At 66.5% G+C, this 18,338-nt stretch carries 13 protein-coding genes; 7 read left to right on the plus strand and 6 right to left on the minus strand.

The genetic code is table 11. The annotated features are described in order from the left end of the window. The first annotated feature begins 1 nt into the window (after nucleotide 1). The 6 genes from fepB (at nucleotide 2) to LOY33_RS11895 (ending at nucleotide 7,250) form a co-directional block, all read left to right on the plus strand. Nucleotides 2-940 (plus strand): Fe2+-enterobactin ABC transporter substrate-binding protein, encoded by a 939-nt coding sequence (gene fepB / locus LOY33_RS11870; protein ID WP_100632738.1) that lies wholly within the window; start codon nucleotides 2-4, stop codon nucleotides 938-940. Between the two features lie 3 nt (nucleotides 941-943). After that, nucleotides 944-1,948 (plus strand): iron ABC transporter permease, encoded by a 1,005-nt coding sequence (locus LOY33_RS11875; RefSeq protein ID WP_088515046.1) that lies wholly within the window; start codon nucleotides 944-946, stop codon nucleotides 1,946-1,948. After that, the gene (locus LOY33_RS11880; RefSeq protein ID WP_253086649.1) at nucleotides 1,945-2,982 is read left to right on the plus strand and encodes an iron chelate uptake ABC transporter family permease subunit; all 1,038 of its coding nucleotides are present in this window, start codon (nucleotides 1,945-1,947) and stop codon (nucleotides 2,980-2,982) included. Before LOY33_RS11875 ends, LOY33_RS11880 begins: the two co-directional genes overlap by 4 nt. 169 nt (nucleotides 2,983-3,151) lie before the next feature. Beyond that, on the plus strand, nucleotides 3,152-5,065 hold the full coding sequence (locus LOY33_RS11885) for a sigma-54-dependent Fis family transcriptional regulator (protein ID WP_254999550.1): 1,914 nt from the start codon (nucleotides 3,152-3,154) through the stop codon (nucleotides 5,063-5,065). Nucleotides 5,066-5,364: 299 nt separating this feature from the next. Continuing rightward, nucleotides 5,365-5,553, plus strand: coding sequence for a c-type cytochrome (locus tag LOY33_RS11890; protein ID WP_408980697.1), 189 nt, complete (start codon nucleotides 5,365-5,367; stop codon nucleotides 5,551-5,553). Further along, nucleotides 5,550-7,250, plus strand: a complete 1,701-nt coding sequence (locus tag LOY33_RS11895) for an AMP-binding protein (RefSeq protein ID WP_258662702.1) — start codon at nucleotides 5,550-5,552, stop codon at nucleotides 7,248-7,250. Before LOY33_RS11890 ends, LOY33_RS11895 begins: the two co-directional genes overlap by 4 nt. 56 nt (nucleotides 7,251-7,306) lie before the next feature. Here the strand turns inward: LOY33_RS11895 and LOY33_RS11900 are convergent, their stop codons facing one another. From LOY33_RS11900 to LOY33_RS11925, 6 genes are all read right to left on the minus strand, one after another. Beyond that, on the minus strand, nucleotides 7,307-9,304 hold the full coding sequence (locus LOY33_RS11900; protein WP_043861235.1) for a U32 family peptidase: 1,998 nt from the start codon (nucleotides 9,302-9,304) through the stop codon (nucleotides 7,307-7,309). A 139-nt stretch (nucleotides 9,305-9,443) separates the two neighbouring features. Further along, nucleotides 9,444-14,723 (minus strand): putative Ig domain-containing protein, encoded by a 5,280-nt coding sequence (locus tag LOY33_RS11905; RefSeq protein ID WP_258662704.1) that lies wholly within the window; start codon nucleotides 14,721-14,723, stop codon nucleotides 9,444-9,446. Between the two features lie 123 nt (nucleotides 14,724-14,846). Continuing rightward, nucleotides 14,847-15,392, minus strand: a complete 546-nt coding sequence (locus LOY33_RS11910; protein WP_088515042.1) for a GNAT family N-acetyltransferase — start codon at nucleotides 15,390-15,392, stop codon at nucleotides 14,847-14,849. After that, nucleotides 15,385-15,924: a phage tail protein gene (locus tag LOY33_RS11915; RefSeq protein WP_043861237.1), complete on the minus strand. Its 540-nt coding sequence runs from the start codon at nucleotides 15,922-15,924 to the stop codon at nucleotides 15,385-15,387. Before LOY33_RS11915 ends, LOY33_RS11910 begins: the two co-directional genes overlap by 8 nt. 35 nt (nucleotides 15,925-15,959) lie before the next feature. Continuing rightward, a complete protein-coding gene (locus LOY33_RS11920; protein ID WP_058540206.1) occupies nucleotides 15,960-16,517 on the minus strand; it encodes a phage tail protein in 558 nt (185 codons plus the stop codon). A 29-nt stretch (nucleotides 16,518-16,546) separates the two neighbouring features. Further along, complete coding sequence (locus LOY33_RS11925) at nucleotides 16,547-17,101, minus strand: phage tail protein (protein WP_054914486.1); 555 nt, start codon at nucleotides 17,099-17,101, stop codon at nucleotides 16,547-16,549. 433 nt (nucleotides 17,102-17,534) lie between these two features. Here LOY33_RS11925 and LOY33_RS11930 point away from each other — a divergent pair, with 433 nt between their 5' ends. Continuing rightward, nucleotides 17,535-18,308, plus strand: coding sequence for an ABC transporter ATP-binding protein (locus LOY33_RS11930; protein ID WP_043861240.1), 774 nt, complete (start codon nucleotides 17,535-17,537; stop codon nucleotides 18,306-18,308). Nucleotides 18,309-18,338 lie beyond the last annotated feature (30 nt).

Genomic DNA, 18,338 nt, shown 5'->3' on the forward strand with positions numbered 1-18,338 from the left:
GATGAAAAAGACTGTGGTGGCCGTGCTGGCCATCGTCGCTGTGGCCAGCGTCGCCCTGTGGCTGGCCCGGCAGCCCGCCGAGCTTGCGGACGAGGCGCCGACGGCGTCGGCGCAGGCCTCGCCCAAGCGCATCGTGTCCACCTCGCCGAGCGTGACCGGCATCCTGCTGGCCATGGACGCGCCGTTGGTGGCCAGTGCCGCGACCACGCCCAGCCGCATCTCCGATGCCAAGGGCTTCTTCACCCAGTGGGCCGAGGTGGCCGACCAGCGCGGCGTGCAGGTGCTGTACAAGAACCTGGTGTTCGACCTCGAAGCGGTGGTCGGGCAGGCGCCCGACCTGCTGGTGGTGTCGGCCACCGGCGCCGACAGTGTGCTGCCCCACCAGGCCGAGCTGCAGGCCCAGGGTATCGACACGGTGGTGGTCAACTACGCCAACCACAGCTGGCAGGAGCTGGCGCGCCAACTGGGGCAGGCCAGCGGCCTGCAGGCGCAGGCCGAGGCGGCCATCGAGCGCTTCGACGCCTACGCCGCGCAGGCTGCAGCGCGCATCACGCCACCTGCCGGCGCGGTCAGCGTGGTGGGTTACAACCTGGGTGGCAGCTATTCGGTAGCGCGCCTGGACAGCCCCCATGCGCAGCTGCTGGCAGCTCTCGGGTTCGCGGTGGCCGGCTTGCCGCAAGGGTTGCAAGGGCAGGTCAAGCGCAGCTCCGACGTGGACTTCATCTCCCGTGAAAACCTCTCGGCGGCCATCACCGGCGACACGGTGTTCCTGCTGGGCGGCAGCGACGCCGACGTGCAGGCGTTTCTCGCCGACCCGGTGCTGGCCAACCTGCCGGCGGTGGTGCACAAGCGGGTGTATGCACTGGGGCCCAGTTCGTTTCGCATCGACTACTACTCCGGGCGCGAGATGATCGACGCCGTGGCGCGGGCGTACCGCTGAGCCATGGTGCGATCAAGACGTTTTCAGGGCCTGCTGCTGGGGCTGCTGTTGCTGGTCGTGGCGGTGCTGGCGAGCCTGGTGGTGGGGTCGCGCAGCATCGGCGTGGCCCAGGTATTCGAGGCGCTGTCGGCCTACGACCGGCTCGATGACCAGCACCTGATCGTGCGCGAACTGCGGGTGCCGCGCACGCTGGTGGCGATACTGGCCGGGCTGGCGCTGGGCCTGGCCGGTGCGATCATGCAGGCGGTGACCCGCAATCCGCTGGCCGAACCGGGCCTGCTGGGCATCAACGCCGGGGCCGGGGTAGGGGTGATCGTCGGTGTGGCCGTGCTGGGCCTGAGCAGCATGAGCGGTTACGTGTGGTGCGCCTTCGTCGGCGCCGGGCTGGCCGGGGTGGCCGTGTTCATGCTGGGCCGTGCCCAGGAGACCGGCACCAACCCGGTGCGCCTGGTGCTGGCCGGCGCCGGTCTGTCGGTGATGCTGGCCTCGGTCACCGGCATCATCATCCTCAATGCGCCGGCGCAGGTGTTCGACCAGTTTCGCCACTGGGCATCGGGCTCGCTGGAAAAGAGCGGCTTCGAGGCGGTGGGGGTGCTGGCGATGGCCGTGGTGCCGGGCGCTGTCACGGTGCTGGCGCTGGCCGGCAGCCTCAATGCCATGGCCCTGGGCAAGGACCTGGGCCTGGCGCTGGGGGTGAACGTGCGCCTCACCTGGCTGCTGGCCTGCCTGGCAGTGATGCTGCTGGCCGGCGCTGCCACCGCCGCTGCCGGGCCGATCGGCTTTGTGGGGCTGGTGGCGCCGCACCTGGCGCGCCTGCTGGTGGGCCCGGACTACCGCTGGATCCTGCCGTACTCGGCACTGTTTGCCGGCGTGCTGCTGCTGGGGGCCGATGTGCTGGGCCGGGTCGTGGCGGCGCCGGCGGAAGTGGCGGCGGGTATCGTCGCGCTGCTGATCGGCGGGCCGTTCTTTATCGCGCTGGTGCGCACATTCCGGTTGAGCAAGCTATGAACACTACCGCTACACGGGTCGTCCGCCTGGCCGCCCTGTCGTTTCGCTGGCAGCCACGGGGGTTGCTGGTGTGTGCCGTGCTGGTGCTGCTGGCCCTGGGGCTGGGGGTGCTGCTGCTGGGCATCGGCACCTTGCCGTTGACGCCGGGCCAGGTGCTGGCCAGCCTGCTGGGGGCAGGGCCGAGCCCGACCACCGAGCGCATCGTGCTGCGCGTGCGCCTGCCCCGGGTGCTCACCGCGTTGTGCGTGGGCGCTGCATTGGGCATGGCCGGCTCGATCTTCCAGTCCATCTCGCGCAACGCGCTGGGTTCGCCCGACATCATCGGTTTCACCACCGGGGCGGCGAGCGGGGCGATCGTGCAGATCATCCTGTTCGATGCCGGCCCGCTGGGGGCGTCGCTGGCGGCGGTGATCGCCGGTGTGGGCACCGCTGCGCTGGTATTCGTGCTGTCGATGAAGGGCCGCACCACCGGCGGCTACCGCCTGGTGCTGGTGGGCATCGGCGTGGGCGCGATGCTCTCGGGGCTCAACACCGTGCTGCTGGTGATGGGCAACCTCGACCAGGCCATGTCGGCGCAGATCTGGCTGGCCGGCTCGCTCAACACCCGCACCTGGTCGCATGTGCTGCCGGCGGCGCTGGGCCTGCTGCTGGTGGTGCCGGTGGCGGTGTACCACGCACGGCGCCTGAACATCCTCGAACTGGGTGACGACAGCGCCGCCCAGCTGGGTGTGGCGGTGGAGCGTACCCGCTTGCTGATGGTGATGGCGGCGGTGGGCCTGACCGCGATCGCCACCGCGGCGGCCGGCCCGATCAGTTTCATCGCCCTGGCCGCGCCGCAGCTGGCACGGCGCCTGACCACTTCGGCGCAGGTGCCGCTGGTGAGCGCAGCGCTGATGGGGGCGGTACTGCTGTTGGCCGCCGACCTGCTCAGCCAGCGTTTTGTGGCCAACCTCAACCTGCCCATCGGCCTGACCACCGGCCTGCTGGGCGGGGTGTACCTGCTGTGGCTGCTGGCGCGCAATCGGCGCGCCTGAAAGGAGGACGACACGTCGCGATTCATCACCTTTACGTAAACGTAACCTTGTGCCACTCTGCCGATCAGGTTGTCTGCGCCTGCGGGTGACGGCCCTGCAAATCTCAAGCACACTCCCTTGAGTTACATTGCCTTAAGTGCACAACGTTCGACGGGCGCTGGAGTAAGCGATGGCACGCACCATTCTAATAAAAAACGCCGCTGACCCTTTGCAGGAGTCACGCCAGGCACGCATGAAACTGGTCCATGACGGGGAGTTGCCGCTGGGCATGTTGCGCGACGAGATCGATGCCTCGTGGCGGCGCAGCCTCGGCCATGGCCTGAGTTGCCTCGAAGGCGAGCGGCACGAGCTGGCCGCCCCGCAGCGCGGTGAACTCAAGCGCCTGCTGGAAAGCAACCGGCTGCTGATCGACGCCGCCACGCCGGAGCTGGAGTACCTGGTGTCGCGCCAGGGCAAGGGCGGCATCATCATCCTCGGCGACGCCCAGGCCAACGTGCTGGCCATCGAGGGCAACACCGAGCCACTGCGCCAGACCGGGTTGCGCGACCTGCACCCGGGCAGTTGCTGGAGCGAGTCGGTGCGCGGCACCAATGCCATCGGCACCGCCGTGGTGGAAGGGCGCCCCACGCTGATCAACTGCGGCGAACACTACCTGGACCGCCTGAGCCCGTTCTCCTGCACCTCGGTACCGCTGCGCGACCCGCGCGGCGAGATCATCGGGGTGCTCGACCTCACCCGCGAAGGCGTCATGGCCCAGCCCCAGGACAATCTCTCGACGCTGCTGCTGGCGGCCGGCAACATCGAAAGCCGCATGTTCGGCCTGTGTTACCCCGAGCAACTGGTGGTGGCCTTCCACAACCGCCCGCAGTACCTGGGCAGCGCCTGGCACGGCCTGCTTGCCCTGAGCCTGGACGGCGAGGTGCTGGCCGCCAACGACCAGGCCTGCGCCTTGCTGCAGGTATCGCGCGCCGCCCTGGTGGGGCGCAGCTGCAGCGACCTGATCGGCGAACGCTCCAGCGCCTTCATCAGCCGGGTATGGCAGGGCGGCATCAGCAGCGTGCAGACCGCCAAGGGCGAGTTCTATTTCCGTTCCCAGCACCTGCCGCGCCAGCCCGTGATTGCCGCGACACCTGCACCCGCTGCCCCGGTGGCCGCGCAGAAGAGCGTCGACCTCGAGGCCCTGGCCGGGCGCGACAGCAGCCTTGCGCGCACCTTGCGCATGGCCCTGCAGGGCCTGAAGAACGAACTGCCGGTGCTGCTGCTGGGCGAAACCGGCACCGGCAAGGAAGTGGTGGCGCGCGCCCTGCACCAGGCCAGCCCGCGTGCCGGCAAGCCGTTCGTGGCCGTCAACTGTGCGGCCATACCCGAGGGGCTGATCGAGTCCGAACTGTTCGGCTACCGCGAAGGGGCCTTCACCGGCTCGCGCCGTGGCGGCATGGTCGGGCGCCTGATGCAGGCCCACGGCGGCACCCTGTTTCTCGACGAGGTGGGTGACATGCCGCTGGCCCTGCAGGCACGCCTGCTGCGGGTATTGCAGGAGCGCCGGGTGGCGCCGCTGGGCGCCGGCGAAGAGCAGGACATCGACGTGGCGGTGATCTGCGCCACCCACCGCGACCTCAAGCGCCACGTGCTCGAGCAGCAGTTTCGCGAAGACCTCTACTACCGCATCAACGGCGTGAGCCTGCGCCTGCCGGCACTGCGCGAGCGCGACGACCTGGGCACCCTGATCGACAGCCTGCTGCACAAGTTCGGCGCCCACGGCGTGCGCCTGAGCAAGGAGCTGGCCGCGTTGCTGAACAACTACGACTGGCCCGGCAACATCCGCCAGCTGGAGATGGTGGTGCGCTCGGCGGTGGCCATGCGCGAGCCGGGCGAGCCACTGCTGGGCCTGGAACACCTGACCGACTGCCTGCTTGAAGACCTCAGGGGCAGCACCCAGCAGCCGGGCAGCATCCGCGAAAACGAGGAGGAGCTGATCCGTGGCGCCCTGGCGCGTCATCACGGCAACATCACCGCGGCAGCCGATGCCCTGGGCATCAGCCGCGCCACGCTGTACCGCAAGATCAAGCAGCTGCGCAGTTGAACCGCCTGGGTCGAGTGCTGCTGCGCCTGGTCAATACCGACCCGGTGGGTGGACCTCGGCATTGCAGGCGGCGGGCCAGGTAGTGGTCTCAGCTGTCTCAGAGTTAGACAGTCATCGCGAAATTGCACGTCCGGGCACCGCTTTAATCAATCTTGTTTATCAGGAATGTCTGATAACTAACTGTTAAACAAAGATTTGTTTTTGTTGGCATGCACTCTGCTTGGTGTGAGTCAGATGTGCACTACAGCCCCTCGCCGGGCGCGGACGATTTATAAAAACAATACCGTGGAGGTCCGACCTTGAAGACAACACGACTCCGGCATTCCCTGCCTGCCGGCACGCTGGCCATGCTGGCCTGTGCTGTTCTGCCCCCCGCCATGGCCGAAGATGGCAAGGCGATTCTCAATGCCAAGTGCATGGCCTGCCATACCCCTGAGGGCAACGACGCCCTGAGCCGCATCAGCTACCAGCACAAGGGGCAACCATGAATCAACCGAGCTATACCCAGGGGCGTCAGGACAAGGACCTGCTCGCCATGACCATCGGAGCGGCGTTCGACGCCACCGCGGCCAGGTTCGCCGCGCGTGAAGCGCTGGTGGTGCGCCACCAGGGCCTGCGCTACAGCTGGCAGCAACTGGCCGAGGAGGTTGAGCGCCACGCCCGGGCCCTGCTGGCCCTGGGGCTGCAGCGCGGCGATCGCCTGGGCATCTGGGCGCCCAACTGCGCGCAGTGGTGCATCACCCAGTTCGCCAGCGCCAAGATCGGCGTGATCCTGGTCAACATCAACCCCGCATATCGCAGCAGCGAGCTGGAATACGCGCTCAAGCAGTCCGGCTGCAACTGGGTGATCTGCGCCGACGCGTTCAAGACCAGCGACTACCACGCGATGCTCCTCGGCCTGGTGCCGGAGCTGGCCAGCGTCGCCCCCGGCAGCCTGAACTGCCAGCGCCTGCCGGCCCTGCGCGGTGTGGTGAGCCTGGCCGAGCAACCACCCCCAGGCTTTCTGCCCTGGGCGGGCCTGCAAGGCATGGCCGAGGCGGTGACCGTGCAGGCCCTGGCCGAGCGCCAGGCCGGCCTGCACTGGCACGACCCCATCAATATCCAGTACACCTCCGGCACCACGGGTTTCCCCAAGGGGGCAACCCTCAGCCACCACAACATCCTCAACAACGGCTACATGGTGGGCGAGAGCCTGGGCCTGAGCGAGCACGACCGGCTGGTGATCCCGGTGCCGCTGTACCACTGCTTCGGCATGGTCATGGGCAACCTGGGCTGCCTGACCCATGGCTCGACCATGATCTACCCCGGGGATGCCTTCGACCCGCTGAGCACCCTGCGCGCCGTTGCCGAGGAGCGCGCCACCGCGCTCTACGGTGTGCCGACCATGTTCATCGCCGAACTGGACCACCCGCAGCGGCATGAATTCGACCTGTCGAGCCTGCGCACCGGGATCATGGCCGGCGCTACCTGCCCGATCGAGGTGATGCGCCGGGTGATCGACGAGATGCACATGAGCGAGGTGCAGATCGCCTATGGCATGACCGAGACCAGCCCGGTGTCGCTGCAGACCGCCGCCGAGGACGACCTGGAGCTGCGCGTCACCTCCGTGGGGCGTACCCAGCCGCGCCTGGAGAGCAAGCTGGTGGACAGCGACGGGCTCACGGTACCCCGCGGGCAGATCGGCGAGCTGTGCACCCGTGGCTACAGTGTCATGCTCGGCTACTGGGAAAACCCCGAGGCCACCACCGCGAGCATCGACCACGAGGGCTGGATGCACACCGGCGACCTGGCGGTGATGGACGAGCAGGGCTATGTGCGCATCGTCGGGCGCAGCAAGGACATGATCATTCGCGGGGGCGAGAACATCTACCCGCGGGAGCTGGAGGAGTTCTTCTTCACCCACCCGGCCATCGCCGACGTACAGGTGATCGGCATTCCGTGCAGCCGTTATGGCGAGGAGATCGTGGCCTGGGTCAAGTTCCACCCTGGACACAGTGCCAGCGAAGACGAACTGCGCGAATGGGCCAGGGCGCAGATCGCCCACTTCAAGGTGCCGCGGCACTTTCGCCTGGTGGACGAGTTCCCCATGACGGTCACCGGCAAGGTGCAGAAGTTTCGCATGCGCGAGATCAGCATCGAGGAACTGACCCTGGCCAGGCAAGGCCGGCTGGCGGGCAGGGGATAGGCCTGCGCCGCCGGGTGCGGGCGGTCATGCAGGGCGCATGACCGCCCGGGCGGCACTCAGTGCGTGCCGCGCGGCACGGTCTTGAGCAGGTCCTCGGGGCTGATATGGCCCACGATGTGCTTCACGCTGCCCGGCTGCGGCAGGTCGAGGATGTGCCCCTTCATCTTGCCGATCACGTGCATCTCGCACGGCTTGCAGTCGAACTTCAGGGTCAGTACCTCGTCACCGTGAATCAGCTGCATGGGCGCAACCTTGGTGCGCACGCCGGTGACGCCCTTGGCCTGTTTGGGGCACAGGTTGAACGAGAAGCGCAGGCAGTGCTTGGTGATCATCACCGGCACTTCGCCGGGCTCTTCGTGGGCCTCGTAGGCCGCATCGATCAGCTTGACCCCGTGGCGGTGGTAGAAGTCGCGGGCCTTCTGGTTGTACACGTTGGCCAGGAACGACAGGTGCGACTCGGGGTATACCGGCGCCGGCACCGTCTCGGCCTTGCGGCTGCCGCGCGGGTGCGCGGCAACGCGGGCGGCGGTGAGGCTCTCGATCACGTCGCGGCGCAGCGCCTTGAGCTGGGAGTTGGGAATGAAGTACGCCTGCGGCGCATCCAGGCGAATGCCGGTGGCGTGGTACTGGGTGGTGCCCAGCTGGCCGAGCAGGTCGTGCAGTTGCTCCAGCGCCTGCTCCGGCTTGTTGGCCGGGCCGAACGGGCCGGGCAGGGTGGCACTGGCGCTGATGCCTTCCTCGCTGGTGGCGGTCAGCTCAAGGCCGTGTTCACGCAACTGCGCGACCCAGCCCAGGCCGATACGGCGTTCGGCCGACGTCTTCTGCAGCGCCTGCTGCCAGTTGTGGTCCAGGTTGCGGCTCAGTGGATGGTTGGGGCGCAGCTGGTGCAGGCCCTTGGGCATCTCGTTGGGCTCTACGCGGTAGCGGTAGCGCTTTTCGCCGTCTTCGTCGAACTCGCCCCTGGCCTCGGCGATGTTGGCACGAAAGCCGACCACCTCACGCTTGACCAGCACGTTGAGGCCGTCGCCGTTGGACAGCGGTGCATGGGTGACCACCTGCAGGTCGCGCTTGCCGACCTTTTCCACCACACCCACCGGCAGGCCGGTGAAGGTGGGCGAATCGAACGCGCCGATGTCGATCTTGCGCTCGCTCACGAAGTAGTCGGTGCTGCCGCGATGGAAGGTCTTGTCCGGGTCGGGTACGAAGAAGTGCGCGGTATGGCCGCTGGAGGCGCGGGCCAGGTCGGTGCGGTCTTCGAGCACTTCGTCCAGGCGCTGGCGGTAGTAGGCGGTGATGTTCTTCACGTAGCCCATGTCCTTGTAGCGGCCCTCGATCTTGAACGAACGCACGCCAGCCTCTACCAGGGCGCGGATGTTGGCGCTCTGGTTGTTGTCCTTCATCGACAGCAGGTGCTTCTCGTAGGCGATCACGCCGCCTTTTTCGTCCTTGAGGGTGTAGGGCAGGCGACAGGCCTGGGAACAGTCGCCACGGTTGGCACTGCGTCCGGTCTGGGCGTGGGAGATGTTGCACTGCCCGGAGAACGCCACGCACAGCGCGCCATGAATGAAGAACTCGATGGCCGCGTCGGTTTCGTCGGCGATGGCGCGGATTTCCTGCAGGTTCAGCTCGCGGGCCAGCACCAGCTGCGAGAAGCCGGCCTGGTCGAGGAATTTGGCCCGTGCCAGGGTGCGGATGTCGGTCTGGGTGCTGGCGTGCAGCTCGATGGGCGGAATGTCCAGCTCCATCACCCCCAGGTCCTGCACGATCAGCGCATCGACGCCGGCGTCGTACAGCTGGTGGATCAGCTTGCGCGCCGGCTCCAGCTCGTTGTCGTGCAGGATGGTGTTGATGGTGGTGAACACCCGCGCGTGGTAGCGGTGGGCAAACTCCACCAGCCCGGCGATATCGCTCACCTCGTTGCAGGCGTTGTGGCGGGCACCGAAGCTCGGGCCACCCAGGTACACCGCATCGGCGCCATGCAGGATCGCCTCGCGGGCAATCGCCACGTCGCGGGCGGGGCTGAGCAATTCCAGGTGATGCTTGGGTAGGGACATGTCTTTTTAGTCTGGCTGGTCACGGTAGCCGCGCATTGTAGCCGCGCAACGCGCTGTCGGCACCTTTGCCGACAGGCGTCATGCAGATTGACCAGCCCCCTTCGCCGGTGAGGCCGGCAAAGGGGCGCCAGGGCAGGGGTCAGAAGCGCCCGTCCAGGCCGATGCGGAACATCTCGTTGCGCTCGTCGGTGGCCAGCGCGGTCTTGTACGAGAAGCCCAGGCGCCAGCTCTGGCTGAGGCTGAAGTCCAGGCCCAGGTCCAGGTCGACGAAGTTGCTGTCCATCGGGTCGGGTGACAGGCGATACAGCACGCCGTCGTTGGTCTGGTCGGTGTAGCGCATGCGGTAGTCGTCGCTGTGGCTGAAGTTGTGACCCCACGCCAGCCCGACCCGCGGCATGAGCACGCCGGCGCCGGTCTGGATGTCGTAGCCGCTGCGCACGCCCAGGAACGAGGTGAAGGTCCGCTGGCGCTGTTGTTCGTACGACAGCCCGTAGATACCGCCGCCCCGTTCGCTGAAGTCGTCCAGCTTGGTGAAGCTGGCGTTCAGCCGTGTGTACGGCGCCAGCGACAGGGCGCCTTCGCGGTACTCGTAGCTGGCGGTCAGCGAGGCGAACAGCTGGTCGGCGTCGCGCGAGCCATGGGCATAGCCGTTGGACGGGTCGGCAGTGACGTAGCGGCGCGAGTCGAAGCGGATGCGGTTGTAGCCCAGCAGTGCATCGATGTAGATCTCCGACAGCGGGTTGACGCTCAGGTACGCCGCCAGGCCCAGGGCGTCGGCCTCGCTGCGGGTGTCCTGCTCGCCGATGTCGGCGCGGTCGTTGCCGTAGCCAAAACCGATGCCCACCACGGCCCTTGGCGACAGGCGATAGTCGACGCCGGCGCTCAGTCCGTAGGTGACGAAGCTGTTGTCCTTGGCGCCGCGTGCGCGGTTGGAACCGGTGTTGATGAAGCCATCGGTCCAGTAGGCCACGGCCTCTTCGACGCACTCGCCGGAGGTGGCGCGGGCGGTGTCGCGCTGTTTGCGACGGGTGTCGTCCGCGTCCTCGTCGTCATTGCCCTTGCCGTTGCCTTCGAGCTCGTCGCGCAGCGCCTTGCCCAGGCTGCCCAGGCCGAGGTTGTCGCGGCCATGTTGAACGTTGGCGTTGAACGAGTTGCGGTCACAGGTAGGGCGGTGCAGTTGCTCCAGGCGCCGGTTGAAGTTGTCCATCTGGGTGCTGGCAAAACGATCCGCTGCGCGCGATTGCGCGTTTAGCAGGCCGATCACTTCGGCGTCCTTGCTGGGGTCGGGACGTGCCTGCACGCTGAAGGTCACGGTGCCGGTCGCGCTGGCACCGCTGGTGCTCTCCAGGCTGAAGGTGACCACTGCTGTGCCGGCAAAGGCAGCGGCAGGCACGAAGCGCAGGTTGAAACCGGACAGGGCGGCACGCGCTGCTCGCGCAGGGGCCACCGATGTCAGGCTGGCATGCCCGGCTGACGCTGGGCTCAACGACAGCACGCGGGCGCGCAGGAACGGCCCTCCGGTGGCCCCACGGGTAAGGTCGACGCTGGCGACAGCACCGGGGCTGAGCGCCTCGCTGGATGACACCACGGTGACCACCTGGGCGGCGATCGCCAGGGTAATGCTGCGGCTGCCGGTGGCGCCGTTGGCATCGGTGGCGGTAACGGTCAGCGTGGCGTTGGCGGCCTCGGTCGGCGTGCCGCTGATCACCCCGGTCGCCGGGTCGAGCTGCAGGCCATTGGGCAGGCTGCCGGCGCCGATGGCGTAGCTGTACGGCGCCATCCCGCCGCTGGCACCCAGGCCGAAGCTGTAGGCGCTGCCCACGGTGCCTGGCGGCAGTGGGCCGGAGGCCGGGCTCATTACCAGCGTCGGTGGGGTGATGGTGAGGCTCACCGTGGCGGCTGCCGAGGTGCCGCCCGGGCCGGTGGCGGTGTAGGTGAAGCTGTCAATGCCCGAGTAACCGGCAGTCGGGGTGTAGCTGATGCGGGTGCCACTGACCTGCGCAGTACCGTGCTGTGGGTTGCTGGCCACGGCCACGCTTGTGACCGGGGCACTGCCCAGGCTCAGGGTCAGCGGGTTGTTGCGGCTGTTGGCGGCCACACTGGCCGACACGTTGCCGACCACGGGCGCCTGTGCCACGACTGTCAGGCTCAGCGTACGGCTGCCGGTGGCACCGTTGGCATCGGTGGCGGTAACGGTCAGCGTGGCGTTGGCGGCCTCGGTGGGCGTGCCGCTGATCACCCCGGTCGAGGTGTTGAGTGTCAACCCATTGGGCAGACTGCCGCCGATGGCATAGCTGTACGGCGCCATCCCGCCGCTGGCACCCAGGCCGAAGCTGTAGGCGGTGCCCACGGTGCCTGGCGGCAGCGAGCCTGACGCTGGGCTTAGCACCAGGGTTGGCGGGGTAACGGTAACGTTCACCGTGGCAGGTGCCGAGGTGCCGCCCGGGCCGGTGGCGGTGTAGGTGAAGCTGTCAATGCCCGAGTAACCGGCAGTCGGGGTGTAGGTGATGCTGGTGCCACTGACACTGACCTGCGCAGTACCGTGCTGTGGGTTGCTGGCCACGGCCACGCTGGTGACCGGGGCACTGCCCAGGCTCAGGGTCAGCGGGTTGTTGCTGCTGTTGGCGGCCACACTGGCCGACACGTTGCCGACCACGGGCGCCTGCGCCATGACTGTCAGGCTCAGCGCCTGGCTTGCCTGGAAATTCTGGCTGTCAGTCACCCTGACGGTAAAGCTGCTGGTGCCGGGTGCGGTTGGCGTACCGGCCAGGCTGCCGGTCGGGGCCAGGGTCATGCCGGACGGCAGGGCGCCCGAAACGATGGTGTAGCTGTACGGCGCGGTTCCGCCACTGGCACTGATACTGGCCGTGTAGGGCACGTTCTGGGTGGCGTTGGCCAGTGTGGTCGTGCCGATAACCACGGTGGGTGGCGTGATGGCGAGGTTGACGGTTGCAGGCGCCGAAGTCCCCCCCGGGCCGGTGGCGGTATAGGTAAAGCTGTCGACGCCGGCATAGCCTGGGGTCGGGGTATAGGTGAAACCCGTGGCCCCGGTGATGTTGACGGTGCCATGTGCAGGGGGTGTCACCACGGCCAGGCTGGTGGTCGGCCCCCCGCTGAGGCTTGCGCTGATCGTGCTGGCGCCGCTGTTGGCTGCGAGGGTTTGGTTGATATTGGCTGCTACCGGCGCTTGCTGGCCAACCACGAAGGAATAGGGACGCACTCCGGTGAATCTGTTGGTATCACTGGCCCGCACCCCGAAAGTGAACGTACCGGCGGTGGTTGGTGTGCCACTCAGGGTGCCTGTGCTGGTAAGGCTCATTCCTGCAGGCAGCGCGCCGAAGGCGATACCGTACTCGAAGGGTGCAACCCCACCGCTGGCGCTGATCGACGTGCTGTACCCCGTGCCCACCGTAGCTGCGGGCAAGGTAATCGGCGTGATGTCTATGAAGGGCGTGGCAATGGTGAGGGTATAGGTCTGACTGACGCTGGTGAGGTTGCTGGAGCTGTCGACCGCCGTGACGCTGAAGGTGTAAGTACCGGCTTTGGAGGGGCTTCCGGTCAGGGTACCGGTACTGGAAAGGGCGATTCCGGTCGGTAGGCTGCCACCGTTGATGCTGAAGGTGTAGGGCGCGACACCCCCACTGACGGTGAGCTGTTGGCTGTAGCTGCTGCTGTAAATGGGGGCCGGCAATGTCGCCGGGGTGATGGCCATGCTGCCGGCAACGATGGTCAGTGTATAGCTGCGCGTGCCGGTGTAGCTGAACGCGTCGGTGACCTTGGCCGTGAAGCTGAAGTTGCCGCTGCTGGTCGGCGTGCCGCTGAGCGTGCCGTTGGATGCCAGGGTCAGGCCGCTGGGCAAGGCTCCAGATGCAAGCGAAAAGGCGTAGGGCGCGTTACCCCCGCTGGCAGCCAGCGAGGTGGTGCTGTAGGCGATACCGGCAGTACCCGCAGGCAGTGATGCAGGGGCGATGCTGATGGTCGGGGAACCGACGGTAACGGTCACGGTCGCCGGGGCAGAGGTGCCTGCACTGTTGGTGGCGGTATAGGTGAAGCTGTCCGTGCCTGCAAAACCGACCGTGGGTGTGTAGGTGACGCTGGTGCCGCTGGCCGTTACTGTGCCGTGGCTTGCTGAGGTACTGATGGCCACGCTGCTGGCGACGCCCCCCGAGAGGCTGAGTGTGACAGGGTTCGCGCTGCTGTTGTGGCCGACAGAGGCGCTGACCGGGCCGGCAACCGGCGGTGCAATGTAGGTGAAGGCATTGGTCAACGACGCCGAGCCGGCGGCAGTGGTGACACTCACGTTGACCACGCCGGCGTTGCCGGCCGGGATTGTGGCGGTGATCTGGGTGGGGCTGTTGATGGTCCAGCCGGTTGCCGATACTCCGCCAAAGGTGACGCTGCTGGCGCCGGTCAGGCCGGTGCCCGTGAGGGTCACGCTGGTGCCACCGCCGATGGGGCCTGAGTTGGGGGTGACGGTGTTCAGGGTCGGCACGGCGAGGTAGGTATAGGCATTGACCGAAGTGGCACTGCCCCCCGGCGTGGTGGCCACGACATTGACGGGCCCGGCGGCATGCGCGGGCGCAATGGCGGTGATCGATGTCGAACTGTTGACGGTGAAGCTGCTTGCCGGTGTGCCGCCAAAGGTGAGGCTGGTGGTGCCGGTCAGGCCTGTGCCTGAGATAAACACTTGATTGCCGCCGGTGGTGGCGCCGGAATTGGGCGTAGCGATGGTCAGGGTCGGTACGGCGAGGTAGGTGAAACCATTGGTCAGCGTGCTCGTACCGCTTGCCGTTGTGACCGTCACGTTGACCGGGCCTGCCGTGTAGGCGGGGACGGTGGCGGTTATCGAGGTCGGGGAAACGACGATGATGTTGGTAGCGGGCACACCAGCGAATGTCACGTCGGTGACGCCGACAAAATTGGTGCCGGTCAGGGTCACAGAGGTGCCGCCGATGGCGGGGCCGCTGCCGGGCGATACGGCGGTCAGGGTCAGGGGCGGTGTTGCGCCTGTGACCTTGAGGGTGTAACGGGCCTTGCCCACGACGTCGTTGCTGTCAAGGGCCGAAATCCAGAAATCGTAGTTGCCGATGGCTGTGGGGGTGCCATGCAGGGTGGTGGTCGCACTTCCAGGCGACGTTTCCAGAACCAGACCGGGCGGCAGGCAGTTGGTCGGCATGCTGGTGTCATCCTGGTCACATTCGTACCACTCGAAGATCGGCATGGCGCCGCCGGTGGCGGTGATAGTGACAGGTTGCATCGATGTGTTGACCGCCACATCCCGCAGGGCGGTGCCACTGGCGGGGTCAAGGGTCGGGGCGGCACTGGCCTGGCCGCACAGCAGCAGCGAGACGAGCATCAGGCCCAGCAATGCAATGCTGCGGGCCATGCGGTGACGAAGGTCAATCAGGGATCTGTTCATGGGGCTTCCTGCCAGGTAGCGGTATTACTCGCTTGCGGCGCGGGTCAAGAGTCATCGGAACAACCCGTATGCCGTGACTGGCAGTGCGGGTTTTGCAGCGTTGAGGTAACGGCGGCGGCGTGGTCAGGGTTCCATGGGGGCACCCTCGGCACAGGTCTGCGTCAGTGGCCGTTGCATCTGCAGGTACAAGCCCTGCTCGCCAACTACCTCGAAGCCCAGGCGCGCATACAGCCGGCGCGCCGGGTTGAACGGCTCCACACTCAGGGCACAGCGCGTGTGCTGGCCGTCGGCCAGCGCGAGCACCGCAGCCAGCAGGGTGCTGCCCAGCCCCTTGCCCTGCCAGGCAGGCAGCAAGGCGATATCGACCACCCGCACTTCGCTGGCGTCCACCTGCAGGCACAACCTGCCGATCGGTTGCCCCTGGTGCTCCAGCAACAGGAATTCGGCCGAGCGATAGTGCAGGGCGTAGTGGCGTTGCTGCAGCTCGGCTTGGGCGTGCAGAAACGCGACCCGCTGCGCGTCGGTCCACCCTGGTGCGGCACGCACCTCTTCCCAGCGGCGCGTCACGAACAGCGCCCGCAGAAACCCGTCATCCGCCTCGGCCTGCAGGCGCAGGCCGGGAACGAACGACGATGGCAGCAGGCGGGCCAGGCGCTCGAGGCTAGTCATTGCGGATCGGGTACTCCCCTTCGACGCAGATGCAGTACGCCAGCGCCAGGTAGGGTTGCATCAGGTTGCGCTCGATGTTGCCGTTGCCAGTGCCGGCGTCAGTCATGCTGCCTTCGGCCAGCGTCTGCGTGGTGCCCACAGTGTTGTACAGGTTGATGTTGCGTGGCTGGGCCAGGTAGGTGGTGGTGCTCGGGATGTCGACCCTCTGGTCCGGCTCGGTACCATCGCGCGCGGTGAACCCATGGTTGTGTGGCGGGTAGTTCAAGGAATTGAGCGCTACCTTGTCGGCGCCAGCGGTACTGGCGAAGGCTGCGTTTGGCAACCCGGTACCCTGGCCGGCTCCCATCACCACACGACCATTGAGATTGGGCAGCATGAACGTGGTCTTGCCATCGCCGCCGAATCGGTTGCCGATCACCGAAAACAGCACGCTGTACTGCTGGATCAACAACGAACGCCCGTCGCAGGGAAGAAAATTCTGCGGCACGAAACTGTAGGGCAGAAGCCTGATTTCACCATAGAAAGCGTCCATGGAATGCTCTTTCCTTGATTCAGAGAGGGGTGGGCTTACTGCTGCGACGGGTAGATCCCGGCCAGCGCGATGATGTAGTTGAGCGCCATGCTGCCCATCAGGTTGGCATGTGGTTGCCCGCCGCCTGGCGCCACCGACACTGCCGCGGAGTTCAGTGTGACGTTGGGGTTGGTGCCGCCGTTGCTGTACAGCCCCTTGGTCGAGCTTTGCGCGGTGAAGACCCCGAGCGTGCGCGAGGCCGGTGCCTGGGTGTCGACCGGCGAGGCGGCATCGGCCAACTGCGTGCTGGCGTAAAAGGTATGCGAGTGAGCGGGCATGTGTTGCACGCCAATGGTGGTCTGTGCACTGCCCATTGCCTGGCCCAGGTTGCGCTGCGTGAGGCCGGGGCCTGCGCCGGCGCCTACCGGTACCCGGCCGCGCAGGTCGGGCAGGGCGAAGGTGTTGACCCCATCACCGCCATAGGTGGTGCCCAACAGCGTGAACAACACCTGGTTCTGCTGGATCGACAACAGCTGGCCATTGCACAGTGCCCAGTCCTGTGGCTCGTAGTTGCCTGCGAACAGACGGATTTCCCCGATAAAGGCTTCAGACATGGTTCATTCCTTGATGTGAAGGAGCGTGTTCACGGGCGCGGTGGGTAAACGCCAACACTGGCGATGCAGTACTGCAGCACCAGCGAAGGCTGCATGTTGTCCAGGGGCTGTTGGGGTGGCGTGGGCTGAATCGTTGCCGGGTTGAGCGCTTGCTGCTTGCTACTGTCGAACTTGACGTAGGTGCTGCGCGAAGCGACCGGTGGGGTTGCCAGGTTGGCACTGGTGGCCGGGAACGCACCGGCCGGCCCGCTGTTGCCCAGGGCATCGGATACATAGACCTCATGGGTATGCTGGGCGAGTGCGGCGGCGGGCAGTGTTTCTTTCTCGGTGCCGGCTGACTGGCCCTGGGTATGATTGCTCAGGCCGGGGTCAGGGGTGCCGGTGCTGTTCCGGGCCAGCGCGGTGCGTCCGCGCAGGTCAGGCAGGGCAAACAGGTTGTTGCCGGAGCTGCCGAACTGGGTGCCGAGCAAGGAAAACAGTGCAGCGTTGGTTTGCGTGGATAACAGGCGTCCGTCGCACGGCAGCCAACCCTTGGGCACGAAGTTGTACGGGAACAGGCGGATTTCACCCACGAAAGGTTCCATATGAACAAACCTCCATCATGTTTCTCAGGCACCAAAAAAAACCCACTTGCAGGCAAGTGAGTGACAATCACGGCAGAGCTGACTAGCTAGGTAAGGCGGTTATCGATCACGGCTTGTGGCCGTTCCAGCTTCCATCTGCGCTTCTTCATGAGCGTTCCTTCCATGGTTGCGATAACAGGCAGAGGGTCCGGCGAAGCGGCCCTCGGGAGGTGGGTTGATGCTAGGCGAGGTAGTGACGCATTGCCATCACTGAAAATGGGTATTTCGACGATTTTTTTCAAACGATTGTTTGACTCGGGGCGGCTGTCGGTAATCTGGCGCCAGACACACGTCGCGCCCGGCATTCATGGGCACCTGGCCGTGCCCTGTAGCCAGTGGCTGCGTGCTGTGGAAAGATCCGGGTTCTTTTCCGTGCCGCACTGACGAGCAAGCCATGATCGATTTCCACAATGTCACCGCCTACCAGCAGCACAACCGTGTGCTGGACGGTTTCTCCCTGCACATCGGTGCCGGCGAGAAGGTCGCCATCCTGGGCCCCAACGGGGCCGGCAAAAGCACCCTGCTCAAGCTGATCACCCGCGAGCTGTACCCGGTGGAGCGCGAAGGCAGCCACCTGAAGCTGTTCGGCAGCGACACCGTCAACCTGTGGGCACTGCGCAGTCGCCTGGGGTTCGTGTCCCAGGACCTGCAGGAAGACTACACCCCGCACACCCAGGCGCTGGATGTGGTGGCGTCGGGCTTTTTCGGCGCCATCGGTGCCCATGGCCATCTGCAGCCCGATGACGAGCAACTGGCGCAGGCGCGTGCGCTGCTGGCCGAGGTGGAAATGGCCGGGTACGAAAGCACCATGTTCCAGCGCCTGTCCACCGGGCAGAAGCGCCGCCTGCTGCTGGCCCGCGCGCTGGTTCACCGGCCCAGTGCGCTGATTCTCGACGAGCCGGCCAACGGCCTGGACATGGGGGCGAGCCTGGGCATGCTGAGGTTGCTGCGCAGCTTCTGCGCCGAGGAGCACGCCATGATCATCACCACCCACCATATCGACGAGATCATCCCGGAGATCGAGCGTGTGGTGCTGCTTAGCCAGGGGCGCATCGTGGCCGACGGGCCCAAGGCCGAGGTGCTGACCAGCGCGGCACTGTCGCAGCTGTACCAGACGCAGCTGCGCATCAGCGAACAGGATGGCTGGTACCGTTGCTGGCACGCCTGAACCGGCCTGCGTGCGGCCGGCTCGGCGGGG

The sequence above is a fragment of the Pseudomonas sp. B21-036 genome (assembly GCF_024748925.1).
Lineage (GTDB): Bacteria > Pseudomonadota > Gammaproteobacteria > Pseudomonadales > Pseudomonadaceae > Aquipseudomonas > Aquipseudomonas palmensis.